Source organism: Nitratireductor sp. GISD-1A_MAKvit, assembly GCF_040819555.1.
In the GTDB taxonomy this organism is placed as follows: Bacteria; Pseudomonadota; Alphaproteobacteria; order Rhizobiales; family Rhizobiaceae; genus Nitratireductor.
In genome coordinates this window covers 563,055-577,057 of the sequence record NZ_CP161920.1, presented here as the reverse complement: position 1 = coordinate 577,057, position 14,003 = coordinate 563,055, and the positions used below count along the sequence as shown (strand labels likewise).

The 14,003-nt window shown below is 61.1% G+C and carries 16 protein-coding genes and 2 pseudogenes; 6 read left to right on the top strand and 12 right to left on the bottom strand.

Translation table 11 applies throughout. The features are described from left to right. Positions 1-103 precede the first annotated feature (103 nt). The 3 genes from AB2N04_RS04065 (at position 104) to AB2N04_RS04055 (ending at position 3,091) form a co-directional block, all read left to right on the top strand. Entirely contained in the window at positions 104-1,348 is a 1,245-nt protein-coding gene (locus AB2N04_RS04065) for a ubiquinone biosynthesis hydroxylase (RefSeq protein WP_367717231.1), read from the top strand. 46 nt (positions 1,349-1,394) lie between these two features. Then, complete coding sequence (locus tag AB2N04_RS04060; protein WP_367718729.1) at positions 1,395-1,832, top strand: OsmC family protein; 438 nt, start codon at positions 1,395-1,397, stop codon at positions 1,830-1,832. Positions 1,833-1,960: 128 nt separating this feature from the next. Beyond that, on the top strand, positions 1,961-3,091 hold the full coding sequence (locus AB2N04_RS04055; RefSeq protein WP_367717229.1) for a Glu/Leu/Phe/Val dehydrogenase: 1,131 nt from the start codon (positions 1,961-1,963) through the stop codon (positions 3,089-3,091). A gap of 4 nt (positions 3,092-3,095) precedes the next feature. Here AB2N04_RS04055 and AB2N04_RS04050 read toward each other — a convergent pair whose 3' ends face one another. The 9 genes and pseudogenes from AB2N04_RS04050 to AB2N04_RS04010 all read right to left on the bottom strand — a co-directional run bounded on the left by AB2N04_RS04050 (position 3,096) and on the right by AB2N04_RS04010 (position 9,574). Continuing rightward, entirely contained in the window at positions 3,096-3,662 is a 567-nt protein-coding gene (locus AB2N04_RS04050; RefSeq protein WP_367717227.1) for an ImmA/IrrE family metallo-endopeptidase, read from the bottom strand. Then, positions 3,628-4,026 (bottom strand): hypothetical protein, encoded by a 399-nt coding sequence (locus AB2N04_RS04045; protein WP_367717225.1) that lies wholly within the window; start codon positions 4,024-4,026, stop codon positions 3,628-3,630. Before AB2N04_RS04045 ends, AB2N04_RS04050 begins: the two co-directional genes overlap by 35 nt. A 107-nt stretch (positions 4,027-4,133) precedes the next feature. Further along, complete coding sequence (gene msrA / locus AB2N04_RS04040) at positions 4,134-4,775, bottom strand: peptide-methionine (S)-S-oxide reductase MsrA (RefSeq protein ID WP_367717224.1); 642 nt, start codon at positions 4,773-4,775, stop codon at positions 4,134-4,136. Positions 4,776-5,031: 256 nt separating this feature from the next. Continuing rightward, positions 5,032-5,814 (bottom strand): succinate dehydrogenase iron-sulfur subunit, encoded by a 783-nt coding sequence (locus tag AB2N04_RS04035; RefSeq protein WP_223021976.1) that lies wholly within the window; start codon positions 5,812-5,814, stop codon positions 5,032-5,034. A 14-nt stretch (positions 5,815-5,828) separates the two neighbouring features. Further along, a pseudogene (gene sdhA / locus AB2N04_RS04030) lies at positions 5,829-7,680 on the bottom strand (succinate dehydrogenase flavoprotein subunit). A gap of 8 nt (positions 7,681-7,688) precedes the next feature. Then, positions 7,689-8,072 (bottom strand): succinate dehydrogenase, hydrophobic membrane anchor protein, encoded by a 384-nt coding sequence (sdhD, locus tag AB2N04_RS04025; RefSeq protein ID WP_367717222.1) that lies wholly within the window; start codon positions 8,070-8,072, stop codon positions 7,689-7,691. A gap of 2 nt (positions 8,073-8,074) precedes the next feature. Further along, positions 8,075-8,483: pseudogene (sdhC, locus tag AB2N04_RS04020) on the bottom strand (succinate dehydrogenase, cytochrome b556 subunit). 226 nt (positions 8,484-8,709) lie between these two features. After that, entirely contained in the window at positions 8,710-9,075 is a 366-nt protein-coding gene (locus AB2N04_RS04015) for a hypothetical protein (protein WP_367717221.1), read from the bottom strand. A gap of 7 nt (positions 9,076-9,082) precedes the next feature. Further along, a complete protein-coding gene (locus tag AB2N04_RS04010; RefSeq protein WP_367717219.1) occupies positions 9,083-9,574 on the bottom strand; it encodes a GNAT family N-acetyltransferase in 492 nt (163 codons plus the stop codon). A 134-nt stretch (positions 9,575-9,708) separates the two neighbouring features. Here AB2N04_RS04010 and AB2N04_RS04005 point away from each other — a divergent pair, with 134 nt between their 5' ends. Together AB2N04_RS04005 and AB2N04_RS04000 are read left to right on the top strand one after the other, a co-directional pair. Beyond that, on the top strand, positions 9,709-10,074 hold the full coding sequence (locus tag AB2N04_RS04005; RefSeq protein WP_367717217.1) for a hypothetical protein: 366 nt from the start codon (positions 9,709-9,711) through the stop codon (positions 10,072-10,074). A gap of 9 nt (positions 10,075-10,083) precedes the next feature. Then, a complete protein-coding gene (locus AB2N04_RS04000; RefSeq protein ID WP_367717215.1) occupies positions 10,084-10,911 on the top strand; it encodes a hypothetical protein in 828 nt (275 codons plus the stop codon). Positions 10,912-10,962: 51 nt separating this feature from the next. Here the strand turns inward: AB2N04_RS04000 and AB2N04_RS03995 are convergent, their stop codons facing one another. Both AB2N04_RS03995 and AB2N04_RS03990 read right to left on the bottom strand, forming a co-directional pair. Further along, positions 10,963-11,181 (bottom strand): helix-turn-helix domain-containing protein, encoded by a 219-nt coding sequence (locus AB2N04_RS03995; RefSeq protein ID WP_367717214.1) that lies wholly within the window; start codon positions 11,179-11,181, stop codon positions 10,963-10,965. Between the two features lie 5 nt (positions 11,182-11,186). Then, entirely contained in the window at positions 11,187-11,732 is a 546-nt protein-coding gene (locus AB2N04_RS03990; RefSeq protein ID WP_367717212.1) for a DUF2975 domain-containing protein, read from the bottom strand. Between the two features lie 82 nt (positions 11,733-11,814). On the opposite strand from AB2N04_RS03990, the gene AB2N04_RS03985 reads away from it, so the two are divergent. Continuing rightward, positions 11,815-12,399, top strand: a complete 585-nt coding sequence (locus AB2N04_RS03985) for a hypothetical protein (RefSeq protein WP_367717210.1) — start codon at positions 11,815-11,817, stop codon at positions 12,397-12,399. A 28-nt stretch (positions 12,400-12,427) separates the two neighbouring features. Here AB2N04_RS03985 and leuC read toward each other — a convergent pair whose 3' ends face one another. Continuing rightward, positions 12,428-13,846 carry a 3-isopropylmalate dehydratase large subunit gene (gene leuC / locus AB2N04_RS03980; RefSeq protein ID WP_367717208.1) on the bottom strand — a complete coding sequence of 473 codons (1,419 nt, stop codon included), beginning with the start codon at positions 13,844-13,846 and terminating at the stop codon, positions 12,428-12,430. Positions 13,847-14,003: the final 157 nt, after the last annotated feature.

Genomic DNA, 14,003 nt, shown 5'->3' with positions numbered 1-14,003 from the left:
AATGATATGGCTGATGATGTCCAAGACGAAGGCGGGAACCAAGTCAAGGGCCTCCGGTTGGGGCAAAGACACGCAAGACCGATGAGATGAATGAGGTGCCGCGATGGCCAGGAATACGAAACAGACATCCGAGCGCGAAGTGGACATCCTGATTGCAGGAGCCGGCTATGTGGGTCTGGCGACCGCCGTATCCATCGCCCGCGCACAGCCCGGCCTGAAGGTGGCGCTGGTGGATGCAGCGCCCGAGGGCGTCTGGCAGCGCGATGGCCGTGCCTCGGCCATTGCCGCTGCTGCCTGCCGGATGCTCAAGCGGCTGGATTGCTGGACGGAGATAGAGCCGGAGGCGCAGCCCATCACCGAAATGGAAATCACCGATTCGCGCACCGCCGACGTGGTGCGGCCGGTTTTCCTCACCTTTGGGGGAGAGGCAGGGGAAGGCGAGCCCTTCGCCCATATGGTGCCGAACCGGGTGATGAACGGTGCATTGCGGGCCCGCGCCGCCGAAAGCGGGATCGAGATCATCGAAGGGGTCGCGGTAGACGGATTTGCCAATATGGGCGGGCATGTGACGGTGAGCCTTGCAGATGGCACGACCTGCCGCACACGACTTCTGGTCGCCGCCGATGGCGTGCGCTCGCGCCTGCGCGACATGGCCGGCATCAAGACCGTGAAGTGGGATTACGGCCAGTCGGGCATTGTCTGCACCGTCGCCCACGAGCGCCCGCACAATGGTCGCGCCGAGGAGCATTTCCTGCCCGCCGGCCCGTTTGCCACCCTGCCATTGACCGGCAACCGCTCGTCCATCGTCTGGACCGAACGCACGGAGGATGCAGAACGGCTGGTCAATGAAAACGATCTCGTCTTCGAACAGGAGCTGGAGCTGCGCTTCGGCCTGAAGCTGGGCGAAATCCGCGTGGAAGGCCCGCGGCGCGCCTGGCCGCTTGGACTGACGCTGGCACGCGAATTCGTAAAGCCGCGCTTTGCGCTGGCGGGCGATGCCGCCCATGGCATCCACCCGATCGCGGGACAGGGCCTGAACCTCGGCTTCAAGGACGCGGCAGCGCTCGCCGAAGTGATCGTGGAGGCCGAACGGCTGGGCGAGGATATCGGCGCGCTCGACGTGTTGCAGCGCTATGAGCGCTGGCGGCGTTTCGACACGGTGCAGATGGGCGTGACAACCGACATCCTGAACCGGCTGTTCTCCAACGATATCGGCCCGGTGCGAGCGCTACGCAGTTTTGGGCTCGGCCTCGTTGAACGAATGCCGGCCATGAAGCGTTACTTTATCCAGCAGGCCTCGGGTCTGACCCCGGGCACCCCGAGACTGCTGCGCGGCGAGGCGATCTAGCCTTTCCGTTCAAAAGCGCTATGTCCACAAGGAGAAGACCATGGCTATGAAACGGCATGCGGATGTTACCTGGAAGGGCTCTCTGGTAGAGGGCGAAGGCAGCCTCGATACCCAGAGTGGTGCGCTTTCCGCCCTGCCTCTGGGCTTCAAGGCCCGCTTCGAGGACGAGAGTGGCAAGACGGGCTCCAATCCCGAGGAGCTGATCGCCGGTGCCCATGCCGGCTGTTTCGCCATGCAGCTGTCGCATATGCTGGCAGAGAGCGGCACTCCGGCAGACAAGCTCGACGTGCGCTCCGACGTGACCGTCCAGCCAGCCGAAGGAGGCGGCTTCGAGATCACGAAAAGCGCCCTCACGCTTGTGGGCAAAGTGCCCAATCTCGATGAGGCTAAATTCGTGGAAATCGCCGAGAAGGCGAAGGCGACCTGCCCGGTCTCCAAGGCGCTTGGCGCCATCGAGATAACGCTGGACGCCAGATACGGCTGACGACACTTTCGCGATGAAAACCGTCGGCCGACGCAATGGAAGGTCGTTCGATGGCGAGACTTCGCAATCAAAATTCGGGCAATGCGGATAAAATTTCCTTACGAAACAAGTCGTTCGGGAGGAATGACATGCTGCAGACCCAAACGCCGCGGACACTGAAGACCGCGGCTCAAAAGCACACACTCACCATCACCGACATTACGGCTGAGGCTGCAAAGCTGGACGCGTTCGACGATCACGAACGCGTCTGGCATGGCCGCGACGAGGAGCGCGGCCTCAACGCCATCGTGGCGATCCACAACACCGCACTGGGCCCCGGCCTCGGTGGCACGCGTGTATGGCCGCACGAGACCTTCGAGGCCGCGCTGACCGACGTCTTACGCCTGTCGCGCGGAATGACCTTCAAGTCGGCCGTGGCGGACATGGAGTTTGGCGGCGGCAAGGCGCTGATCATCGCCAATTCCAAAACCGACAAGACCCCTGCCCTGCTCGAAGCCTATGCGGAAATGCTGGCCGCACTTGAAGGCCAGTTCTTTACCGGCGAAGATGTCGGATTCACCGTTGCCGATGCTGATTTTCTACGCGAGCGCACGCCAAATGTGACGGGCACGACGCTCGGCGGCAGCGGCAACCCCTCACCCGTTACGGCACACGGGGTGTTTCTCGGTGTGAAAGCGGCTCTGCGGCATCGTGGCATCGACGCGCTGAAAGATGTGCATGTCGCGGTGCAGGGCCTTGGCTCGGTGGGCTGGACCCTCTGCGAAAAGCTTCATGCCGAAGGCGCGCAGCTTTCGGTCACCGACATCGATGCGACCCGGATGGATGAAGCGGAAAGCGCATTCGGCGCAACACGGGTTGCTCTGGACGCCATAGTGAACGTGGAAGCCGACGTGTTCGCACCCTGCGCTCTGGGAGGCGTGCTCTCTGCCGAAACGGTCCCCGCGCTTGGCGCGAAAATCGTTGCGGGCGCTGCCAACAATCCGCTGGCAAGGCACGAAGATGCCCGGCTCCTGATGGAGCGCGGTGTGCTCTATGCACCCGACTATGTGATCAATGCGGGCGGACTGTTGAATGTCGCTGCAGAGCTCGCGCCCGGCGGCTATGACCGTGAGGCCACGATGGCGAAAGTGGCGAGGATACCCGAAACGCTCGCCGACATTTTCACCCGCGCCGAGGCACAGAAGCGCCCGACCAACGATGTGGCGGGGGAAATTGCGTTTGAGCGGATTAATGCGGCGCGGCAGCGTCCGGCGGGATAGAAAACTACACTATTATTAAAGCGGCCTCTAATCTGCGGGCCCAAGGGGCCCGTAGAGATTCCTGCTTTCTGGTGGGCAATCCCTTCCGGATACGCATAGCATCTTCGGATACTCGAAATAGCCGCGCCAATTCTTGCACGTCAGCCTCTGGATGCGCGGCCTCCGCTATTCTAATCAGCCTACGAGGCATAAGAAGATTAGCAGCGAACTGATTTGCCTGCGCCTCATGAAAACGCTCAAGCGGCGTCTCATCATAAATCGTCAGGTCGGGAGCCCGGTATGCCGGAGTATCCGCAACCCCGTCACCTATCAACGAACGATGATAGATATAGTGCCCGAGTTCGTGAGCGATGGTAAAACGCTGACGCACCTCAGGCTCCAAACGGTTCGCTACGATGTAGTATTTTCCCTGCTCGTCACGTTGGATCTTTCCAGAGATCCCGCTCGGCAGTTCGTCATAGAAAACACGCACGCCGATAGCGTTTGCCGCACCTTCCACATTAACTGGATAGGATGAAGCGAACTTCTGTAGGACATCAAGATTGGACTGTATCCGTATCTTGTTCTCCATAGTCGTCACCTTCTCCGTCGCTTTCTTGCTTTATCAACTCAACGAGCCTGCGTACTTCGCTCGGCAGTTCGTCGTTAACATATCCCTTCAGCAAGCTTTTTGCGATAGTTCGGCACTCTATGCGCGCGGTCTCTACGGCGGCGATCTTTGCGCGATATCGAATTTCAAAAAACGCAAATAGCCCTCCCACTGCCAGTAGAATACCAACAATCGAAAGCAAAACCGATGCGAAATCCAGCCGGTGCGTCTGAGCAGCGACAGCCACAGCATCCAGCACGCTCTGCTTTTCCGCGTACTCAGCAGCCTCTCTAGCTCTTTCAATAAGGACTTTAAGCTCGTCTCTCATCTCCTGAAGCGACGCCAACTACCTCTCCCCCGAATCAAATGGGCGCTCTAAGGCTTATTATCCATAGTTTCCTGCGAAAAATCGATAAATTAAACCGGGAGTTGCAAGTCCGTATAGCTCACAGATCACTTGATCCCCGTAAACGCCGCCTCGCCCCAGACCTGGCGAACACGCGCATCGCGGCCGCAGCCTTTGCGGTAGCCTTTGTAGGCATCCTTCTTTTTCACCAGCCCAAAGCGGGAGAGGATGCGCTCGTCGCTCTTATAATAGTTCTGGTGGTAATCCTCTGCAGGCCAGAATTTGACGGACCCCAGAACCGGTGTGACGACCTTGCCGCCGAGTGCGGCATTCGCTTCCTGTTTTGCTTTCTCGGCAGCAGCCTTCTGCGCATCGTCAAGGGCATGGATTGCGGTGGTGTAACTGTTGCCCCGGTCGCAGAACTGGCCACCGGCATCGGTGGGGTCCACGGAACGAAAGAAAATCTCCAACAGCCGGTCATAACTGACGACCGAGTCATCGAAGTCTATCTTGACCACCTCGCGGTGCCCGCCAGAAGTGTGGTTGCGGTAGGTCGGGTTTTCGGTGCGTCCGCCGGCATAGCCCGACACCGTATCCAGCACGCCTGGAACCTTGTCGAAATCGGCCTCGACGCACCAGAAGCAGCCGCCGGCGAAAATGGCGGACCGCTTTTCAGCCATCGCCGGCTGTGAAACCGCCACCATGGCAGTGAGGGAAAAGGCCGCGGCCAAAAGGGAACGTCGCAACATCAATGTCTCTCCTGTGTTCGCCACAGAGCTACCGCGCCGGGCGCCAAATTCAAATCAAGCCGCTACACGCTTGCGTGAGGTGATTGAAACTGGAGAGAGGGACCAGCAATCCTCCCTGCTCGGCGTATCGACGAGCAGGGAGGAACGAGAGTGTTCTAGAGCAGTTCCGCTTTTCCCCGAAAGCGAAACTGCCCTATCTCTTTGTTTTTATGCAATTCCGGACGGAAAACCGGTTCCCACTTTTCCTGGATTTGCTCTAGACGCGGCGCTCGACCATCATCTTCTTGATGTTGGCGATGGCCTTTGCCGGGTTCAGCCCCTTGGGGCAGGCCTGCGTGCAGTTCATGATCGTGTGGCAGCGATAGAGCCGGAAGGGGTCTTCCAGATTGTCGAGACGCTCGCCCGTCTTCTCATCGCGCGAATCGATCAGCCAGCGATAGGCCTGAAGAAGCACGGCAGGGCCGAGATAACGTTCGCCATTCCACCAGTAGCTCGGGCACGAGGTCTGGCAGCAGAAGCACAGGATGCACTCGTACAGCCCGTCGAGCTTGGTGCGGTCCTCATGGCTCTGCTTCCACTCGGTCGCGGGCTCCGGCGTGATGGTCTGCAGCCAGGGCTCGATGGACGAAAGCTGCGCATAGGGCACGGAAAGATCCGGCACCAGATCCTTGACCACCGGCATGTGCGGCAGCGGGTAGATCTTGACCGCATCCTGCGCCACCTCATCCATGCCCTTGGTACAGGCCAGCGTGTTGGTGCCGTCGATGTTCATCGCGCAGGAGCCGCAGATGCCCTCGCGGCAGGAACGGCGGAAGGTCAGCGTCGGATCGATCTTGTTCTTGATGTAGATCAGCCCGTCGAGAACCATCGGCCCGCAATCGTCCGCGTCGACATAATAGGTGTCGAGACGGGGATTTTCCTCGTCGTCCGGCGACCAGCGATAGATCTTGTATTCGCGCAGATTGGTCGCGCCTTCGGGCTTCGGCCAGACCTTGCCCTCCTTGACGCGGGAATTCTTGGGAAGGGTGATTTCAACCATGACTTCCTCAGCTATCAGTATACCCGCGCCTTGGGCGCGATTTTCTTGGGATCGATGCCGCCGTCTTCCGGCTTCAGCATCGGGTCGGTGTGGACGGGACGATAATCGAGCGTGACCTTGCCGCTCTCATCGACCCAGGACAGCGTGTGCTTGCGCCAGTCCTCGTCATTGCGGCCGCCCATTGCACCGTCCTTGTAGTCCTCGCGGGCGTGAGCGCCACGGCTCTCCTTGCGCGCTTCGGCGCTGTAGACCGTGGTGATGGCGTTGGCCATCAGGTTTTCCAGCTCAAGCGTCTCCATGAGGTCGGAGTTCCAGATCATCGAACGGTCCGAAACCTTGACGTCGGGGAGTTCGCCCCAGACCTGCGTGATGCGCTCGCAACCCTGCTCCAGCGATTCCTGCGTGCGGAACACGGCGGCGTCTTCCTGCATGGCGCGCTGCATCTTTTCGCGCAGCTCCGCCGTGGGCGTGGAGCCGGAAGCATGACGCAGACGGTCGAAGCGCTCCATGATCTTTTCGCAGGCAGCCTCGTTGAGTGCGGGCACCGGAGCCTCACGGTCGACAACCTCACCGGCGCGGATGGCGGCAGCGCGACCGAAGACCACGAGGTCGATCAGCGAGTTGGAGCCAAGACGGTTCGCACCATGCACGGAGGCACAGGCCGCCTCGCCGACGGCCATCAGGCCCCGGCGCGACCCTGTCGGGATCGTCCTTCGTCGGATTCAGCACCTCACCCCAGTAATTGGTCGGGATGCCGCCCATATTGTAGTGAACGGTCGGCAGGACCGGGATCGGTTCGCGCGTCACATCGACACCGGCGAAGATGCGGGCCGATTCGGCGATGCCGGGCAGGCGCTCGTGAATGACCGCCGGGTCCAGATGGTCGAGATGCAGGAAGATGTGGTCCTTGTTCTTGCCAACGCCGCGGCCCTCGCGGATCTCCATGGTCATGCAGCGCGAAACCACGTCGCGGGAGGCAAGGTCCTTGGCCGATGGCGCATAACGCTCCATGAAGCGCTCGCCCTCGGAGTTGACCAGATAGCCACCCTCGCCGCGCACACCCTCGGTGATGAGGCAGCCCGCCCCATAAATGCCGGTCGGGTGGAATTGCACGAACTCCATGTCCTGCAGCGGCAGGCCGGCGCGGGCAATCATGCCATTGCCGTCGCCCGTGCAGGTGTGGGCGGAGGTGCAGGAGAAATAGGCGCGTCCATAACCGCCCGTCGCCAGCACCACCATCTTGGCGGAGAAGCGGTGGATCGTGCCGTCTTCAAGATTCCACGCCACGACACCGGTACACACACCATCGTCGGACATGATGAGATCGAGCGCGAAATACTCGATGAAGAATTCGGCGTGATTCTTGACGGACTGGCCGTAGAGCGTGTGCAGGATGGCGTGGCCGGTGCGGTCTGCCGCCGCACAGGTGCGCTGCACGGGCGGGCCGTCGCCAAAGTTCTGCATGTGGCCGCCGAAGGGGCGCTGATAGATCTTGCCTTCCTCGGTGCGCGAGAAGGGCACGCCGTAATGCTCGAGCTCGTAGACGGCGGCGGGCGCCTCACGGGCGAGATATTCCATGGCGTCGACATCGCCGAGCCAGTCGGAGCCCTTCACCGTGTCGTAAAGGTGCCACTGCCAGTGGTCGGGGCCCATGTTCTTGAGCGAAGCGGCGATGCCACCCTGTGCGGCGACCGTGTGCGAGCGGGTCGGGAAGACCTTGGTGATACAGGCCGTCTTCAGCCCCTGCTCGGCCATGCCGAGCGTGGCGCGCAGGCCGGCACCACCGGCACCGACGACGACGACGTCGAACTTGTGGTCGACATAGGTGTAGGCGTCTGCCGCCTTCTTTTCTGTTGCCTTTGCCATAACCGGGTTCAGCCTCCGAGGGCGATCTTGACGAGGGCGAAGAGAGAAACGACGCCCAGAATGAGAGTGAAGAAGATGTTGCCGATCAGGAGCGCGACCTTGCTGCCCTCAGCGTGGACATAATCCTCGATGATGACCTGCATGCCGAGCTTCATGTGATAGAGCACCGACAGGACCGCAAACGCCAGAAGCACGGTGACGACCGGATTGGCGATGGTCGCGCGAACCTCTTCATAGGATGCGCCATTGTTGGCGATGACGAAGCCGATGAAGAAGAGGACAAGCGGAATGTTGGCGATGGCCGTAAGGCGCTGGCGCCAGAAGTGATCCGTGCCTTCTTTTGCGGAGCCAAGACCGCGAACGCGGTTAAGCGGTGTGCGCATGTCACTCATGATCAAAACCCTCCGCGAACGGCATAGCCCATGATCCAGACCAGAATGGTCAAGACGATGGAGACCGCGATTGTGGCCTTGGCCATTTTCGTGGCCGTCGCCTTTTCAAGGCCGCGCCCCGTGTCCCACACGAGATGGCGAAGACCGCCGACCAGATGATGGATCATGGCCCAGGTGAAACCGAAAAGGACGAGACGGCCCGAACCAGGAGCCATAAATGCCGTTGACGGTGTCGAAGGTTTCCTTCGAGCCGCTAGCGGCGGCAAGCCAGATGACGAAAAGCACCATGCCGAAATAAAGCGCGCCGCCGGTGATGCGGTGCACGATCGACATAAGCATTGTCGGAATGAGGCGATAGACTTGAAGGTGAGGCGAAAGCGGCCTTGCCTTTACAGTTGCGGTTTTGCTCATGGCTTCCCCAATTCGATACCGGCGCGGCGGGGTGGCTGTTGCGAGAGCGACATCGGGTCCCGAACTCGCGCCCTGCGGCTGTGGCTTTCTAATGCGGTTTTTGCAGTGCGTCAAAGCCGCAAAGGCGATCCTCGGCAGGAATATATCGCCAGCACGACACTCGGCCAGCCGCACTGCACGGGTTCAAACGATTGAAGTTGGGCTTATCTTCCAAACGCCGGAAAATTCAGCGACGGCAGGTGATCGGCACCTTGCCGCTGACCATCCAGAGCGCCTCGCCACCCTCTATCACCACGGCATAGAGCCCCTCACCGAATCGCACGCTCTGACCCGGCGGTGAAGCAGGCAGATCGAGCTCCACGCCACGCGGACTGACAACGGATATGCCACCACTCCGTGGCGTGATGGTCATCTGCATCCCGTCATCGCATGACAGTTTTACCGGACCGGTAAAGGCAAGCTTCGACTTGCCTGCCGCCCGCTCATTCGGTGTGGCGACACAGCCAGCCAGCGCAGCGGCACAAACGGCAAACAAAAGACTGACGAGGCCGCACCTGCGCAGCCACGGAAGGGTCGGTTCCTGAAAGTTCATGATGCCTCTACTGCGGTTCCGATTCCGGAGAGCGATCGCTTGCCTGATCGAAACGAATGACGTGTGTGGTCCAGTCGGCGGGGGCGGCGAGCGCCTCGTAGAGCTTGCGCCCTTCTTCCGGCTGACGCGGCGCATTGAGCGCAAGACGCGCCCAGCCGCGCTCCTCCGCCTGGTCCGCGATCACATCGACAAGGGCCTTGCCGATGCCCTTGCGGCGGTGGTCGTGATGCACGAAAAGATGGTCCACGAGGCCGTGGCGCATTCCCGATACCGGGTCCGGCAAATCATAGAACAGCGCAAAGCCCACAAGCGCACCGTCGAGGCTGGCGCCGACCACCTCGACCGCGCGGTCCTGCAGGAGCGTTTCGGCGTAATATTCGTCGGGGCGGCGCGGCGCGCCACGCTTGAGCGACTGGGTGTAGGCCGCCAAGAGGGGTGCCAGTACATGCGCATCCTTGAGACGCAGCGGATTGATGTCGATCTGATGATTCTCGCCCATGCAGCACCCTTCCCCGAAATTAACCACGTCTGTCAATCGGCATGTTTGTGAACCATGCTCCACGTGACAATAGTAAAGAAAACATTAATGTAGAGAGAATGAGGAGGCCACGAAGTTTCAAGGAGCGATGGCGCATGCCTTTACGACCTCTCATCGTGGCAGCGGCCCTTGTGGCTGCAGTATCGACAGCACCGGTACTCGCCGGCGGCGTTCATGACGCAGGCGGTGGCCGGGTCTATTCCGACGCCTTTGGCAATCTGGTGATCCACAGCCGCGCCGGCTTCAAGCGCATTCTGGTCGGCAAGGGGCACCTGGCTGACGATTATCGCGCGCTCGGGATCGAGGCGCCCCGCCAGACGGCCTATCTGGAACGCAGCGGCGGCAAGCTCTATCTGCGCCGCGCGGCGCCCTGCAGCGCTGGCGTTCTGATCAAGGGCCGCAGCTATATGTACGGCCTTTCGGAGGGTGAACTCCCGGTTCTTGTGTCCCCCTGCGATTGATCGCGATCCATGGCCAATCATCTTGCAGCATCCGTCGATCGGACGTTCGTCAGAAGACGCGCATTTGCGCCCCTTGACGGATCCGTCCTGCGCGCCGCCGTCGTGGGCGCAGCGCTTGGCACGGCGGTTGTGCTGGGCATGGAACTGCGCGAGCTGACCGACCGGCATGGCGGTTTACAGGCCAGCCTGGACGCGGCAATGGATCACACGGTCCAGCGGCTTCACGGTTCGGATGGGGCGAGAAACGGCCACCCACTCTGGCGGCGGTCGGTTGAGGAAACGGCCCCGCAACGACGTCCGGCACAGACCTCCGCCGCCAGCCTCACTTTCACGGCAGGTTCAAACGGCGTTCTTTCGCTCAAAGGCGTGATCCAGCCCGGAAGCGCCAGCCGCCTGCGTGATGTGCTGACCGCAACGGCTGATCCAGTCACCACCGTCACACTCGATTCTCCGGGGGGCGCGCTCAACGACGCCATGGCCATGGCGCAGCTGATTCGGCAGTATGGGTTGTCGACGCGTGTCGAGGCCGGCGCCACCTGCGCCTCTTCCTGCCCACTGGTGCTGGCAGGGGGGAGGCAACGCCATGTCAGCCGCGATGCGACCATCGCCGTTCATCAGTTCCACAGCCCCGGGAGCCTTTCCGATCCCCGGCAGGCCCTTTCGGATGCCCAGTTGGTGACCGCAAGAATTTCCCGCCACCTGGACGAGATGGGTGTCGATCCGGCCCTCTGGCTGCATGCGCTCGATACCCCGCCGCGCGCGCTTTACGTGCTCTCCCCTGAGCAGATGGTCGCATATAGGCTCATCACGGATACCCGTTCTCTGACCCCGTACTAGGCAGAAACGTGCCGCGACAGGGCGGCCGGCAGCCGCCCCGACGGGAGGGTGTCAGCCCTTATCCTCTTCAGGCTGATACTCCAGAATATCGCCGGGCTGACAATCGAGCACCCGGCAGATCCTCTCCAGCGTCTCAAAGCGGACACCGCGCACCTTGCCGGATTTGAGCAGCGAGACATTCTGTTCGGTGATGCCGATCTGTTCTGCAAGTTCCTTTGAACGCATCTTGCGGCGCGCCAGCATGACATCGAGATTGACGATTATCGGCATGGCGATCACACAAAGTCGCGCTGTTCAGCGCGCACCTCTGCCGCGACCGCCATGAGCCGCCCCGCCATATACATGACGCAGGCGATCAGTAGCGCGAGCAGTTCGGAACTTCCGAACCCTATCGACAGGGCCTTCTGACCAGGTGGATTGCCAAGGGTCAGAACCAGGATCATCAATGCCTGCAATACGATGCTTCCTCCCGCTACAGCCACGAATGCAAGGCTGGCGCGACGCAGCCAATGGGCCGATTCAACCGAAAGCGGCTCCTCTGCTGCAAAAGCACCGAACATCCGCCAGACGCAATAAAGCGCAGCGGCGAGCAACCCGAACTGAACAGCCATCAGGACTATCGTGGCACCCACGGCCGAGGGCGTAAAGGTCAGTGGACCGGAAAGAGAAAGGCCATTTCGAACGAGTCCCTCGAAACGAGCCTGCTCCCCGAAAACGCCCAGCACCAGCCAGATAACCGCAAGAGCGATCAATAGACCAACACCAAGGACAATGTGCTGCATCAGCCGCCCAAGACGGCGCAACTCGGCCACGTCGTGCATTCCATATTCTCCCGCTTGCAATAATTACTGTATTACAATAATTATTTATCCCGTATCGACATTTTTCGAAAGGAATATCTCCATGTTTCCCCCAAAATTCATCAACCGCGCCGCTCTGCGACACTGCGCACTGGCCGCCCTTGCAACGAGTCTCGTCGCAGGCTCGGCCAACGCGGAAGACTTTGATCCATTGAATGCCGATCCGGCCACACTCGGAATTGCAGTCAAAATCGATGGGAATTTGCGTCTGCAGAAGGGCGATGCGGTGCTGGTGATGCAGCTTCCAAGCGAACGCAGGGAATGGGCAATCGATGAGACCTTCATTCTCGACATCGCCAGGGTCCAGCAGGATGCGAATGGCCCAAGCCATTCCGGATCGGCAGATCGCTACGAACTGGCAATGATTGCCCCAACCGACCGCAGCCGGTTCAAGGAAGCGCTGAGGAAAGCGCGGGATGCGAAAAAAGCTGCGGCCACCGACGGAAAAGGATCGATCAGCGTGGCTGTGACGGGAGGCTGCAAGACAGGCCCTCTGGATCCTGCCGTCGCCACCCTGCAGGGCTTTCTGCGCGCCAGCGCAGACGCCCCGCTGGTCCCCTTGACCGGCACGATGAAACTGTCGGACGTTTTCCGGCAGGGCCGGCGTGCCCTTTGCAGCCATTCCTGACTGTCAGTGAGGCAGGAAGCGGCGGGGCTCAGCCCTGCCGCGGCCACTCACGGATATCGACGAAATGCCCCGCAATCGCGGCAGCGGCAGCCATTGCGGGCGATACGAGATGCGTACGGCCCTTGAACCCTTGACGGCCCTCGAAATTGCGGTTCGAGGTGGACGCGCAGCGCTCGCCCGGCTTCAGGCGGTCGTCGTTCATGGCAAGGCACATGGAGCAGCCCGGCTCGCGCCAGTCGAAACCGGCTGCCTTGAAAATCCTGTCGAGACCTTCGGCCTCGGCCTGTGCCTTCACGAGGCCGGAGCCCGGCACGATCATGGCGTTCAGACCGTCCTTGACCTTCTGGCCCTCGGCGATCTTTGCTGCCTCGCGCAGATCCTCGATGCGACCATTGGTGCAGGAACCGATGAAGACACGGTCGACGGCAATGTCGGTGATCTTCGTGCCCGGCGTAAGGCCCATATATTCGAGCGCGCGCTTCTTCGAGAGGCGCTTGGTCTCTTCGGGAATGTCATCCGGGTTCGGAACGGCTCCAGTGACAGAGATGACGTCCTCGGGCGAGGAGCCCCAGGTGACGATGGGCGGCAGATTGGCGGCGTCGAGCTTGACGACGCGATCGAACTCCGCGCCCTCATCCGTGCGCAGGGAATCCCAGTAGGCAAGCGCCATGTCCCAGGCCTTGCCCTTTGGCGCGCGCGGGCGATCCTTGATATAGGCATAGGTGGTCTCGTCCGGCGCGATGAGGCCGGCGCGGGCGCCACCTTCGATCGACATGTTGCAGACGGTCATGCGGCCTTCCATGGAAAGCGCACGGATCGCCTCACCAGCATATTCCATGACGTGGCCCGTGCCGCCGGCCGTGCCGATCTCGCCAATGATGGCGAGGATGATGTCTTTTGCAGTCACACCTTCCGGCAGCTTGCCATCCACCTCGATCAGCATGTTCTTGGCGCGGCGCTGGATCAGCGTCTGCGTGGCGAGCACATGCTCGACCTCGGACGTGCCGATACCATGCGCCAGCGCACCGAACGCGCCATGGGTTGAGGTGTGACTGTCGCCGCAGACGATGGTCATGCCCGGCAGGGTGAAGCCCTGCTCGGGGCCGACAATGTGCACGATGCCCTGACGCTCGTCATTGGCGTCATAATATTCGATGCCGAAATCGGCAGCGTTCTTCGCCAGCGCTTCGACCTGGATACGGCTTTCGGGGTTCTTGATGCCGAATTTGCGGTCGGGCGAGGTCGGAACGTTGTGATCGACCACCGCGAGTGTCTTTTCCGGATGGCGCACATCGCGGCTGGCCATGCGCAGCCCCTCGAAGGCCTGCGGGCTGGTTACCTCATGCACCAGGTGCCGGTCGATATAGAGCAGGCAGGTGCCGTCGTCCTGTTGGTCGACCAGATGGTCGTCGAAAATCTTGTCGTAGAGCGTGCGTGCTTTGGTCATTTTGTTCATCCCTAGCGGAGCGAAATGGAAGGCTGGCCGGCTAATCTTGTGTCTCGTTGCATTCCCGCAAAGTTGAGGTGGGAATGTCGAGCCGGTTGGCGTGTCCGCCTAAGGCAGTCGGCTCAGAAGCGAGCCGGAAACCCGCGCAAAAAAGCGG

Bases quoted from the DNA above. Each gene is read 5' to 3' on its own strand.
- AB2N04_RS04065 (WP_367717231.1), top strand. From the start codon at position 104: ATGGCCAGGAATACGAAACAGACATCCGAGCGCGAAGTGGACATCCTG.
- AB2N04_RS04060 (WP_367718729.1), top strand. From the start codon at position 1,395: ATGAAACGGCATGCGGATGTTACCTGGAAGGGCTCTCTGGTAGAGGGC.
- AB2N04_RS04055 (WP_367717229.1), top strand. From the start codon at position 1,961: ATGCTGCAGACCCAAACGCCGCGGACACTGAAGACCGCGGCTCAAAAG.
- AB2N04_RS04050 (WP_367717227.1), bottom strand. From the start codon at position 3,662: ATGGAGAACAAGATACGGATACAGTCCAATCTTGATGTCCTACAGAAG.
- msrA (WP_367717224.1), bottom strand. From the start codon at position 4,775: ATGTTGCGACGTTCCCTTTTGGCCGCGGCCTTTTCCCTCACTGCCATG.
- AB2N04_RS04035 (WP_223021976.1), bottom strand. From the start codon at position 5,814: ATGGTTGAAATCACCCTTCCCAAGAATTCCCGCGTCAAGGAGGGCAAG.
- sdhD (WP_367717222.1), bottom strand. From the start codon at position 8,072: ATGAGTGACATGCGCACACCGCTTAACCGCGTTCGCGGTCTTGGCTCC.
- AB2N04_RS04015 (WP_367717221.1), bottom strand. From the start codon at position 9,075: ATGAACTTTCAGGAACCGACCCTTCCGTGGCTGCGCAGGTGCGGCCTC.
- AB2N04_RS04010 (WP_367717219.1), bottom strand. From the start codon at position 9,574: ATGGGCGAGAATCATCAGATCGACATCAATCCGCTGCGTCTCAAGGAT.
- AB2N04_RS04005 (WP_367717217.1), top strand. From the start codon at position 9,709: ATGCCTTTACGACCTCTCATCGTGGCAGCGGCCCTTGTGGCTGCAGTA.
- AB2N04_RS04000 (WP_367717215.1), top strand. From the start codon at position 10,084: ATGGCCAATCATCTTGCAGCATCCGTCGATCGGACGTTCGTCAGAAGA.
- AB2N04_RS03995 (WP_367717214.1), bottom strand. From the start codon at position 11,181: ATGCCGATAATCGTCAATCTCGATGTCATGCTGGCGCGCCGCAAGATG.
- AB2N04_RS03990 (WP_367717212.1), bottom strand. From the start codon at position 11,732: ATGCACGACGTGGCCGAGTTGCGCCGTCTTGGGCGGCTGATGCAGCAC.
- AB2N04_RS03985 (WP_367717210.1), top strand. From the start codon at position 11,815: ATGTTTCCCCCAAAATTCATCAACCGCGCCGCTCTGCGACACTGCGCA.
- leuC (WP_367717208.1), bottom strand. From the start codon at position 13,846: ATGACCAAAGCACGCACGCTCTACGACAAGATTTTCGACGACCATCTG.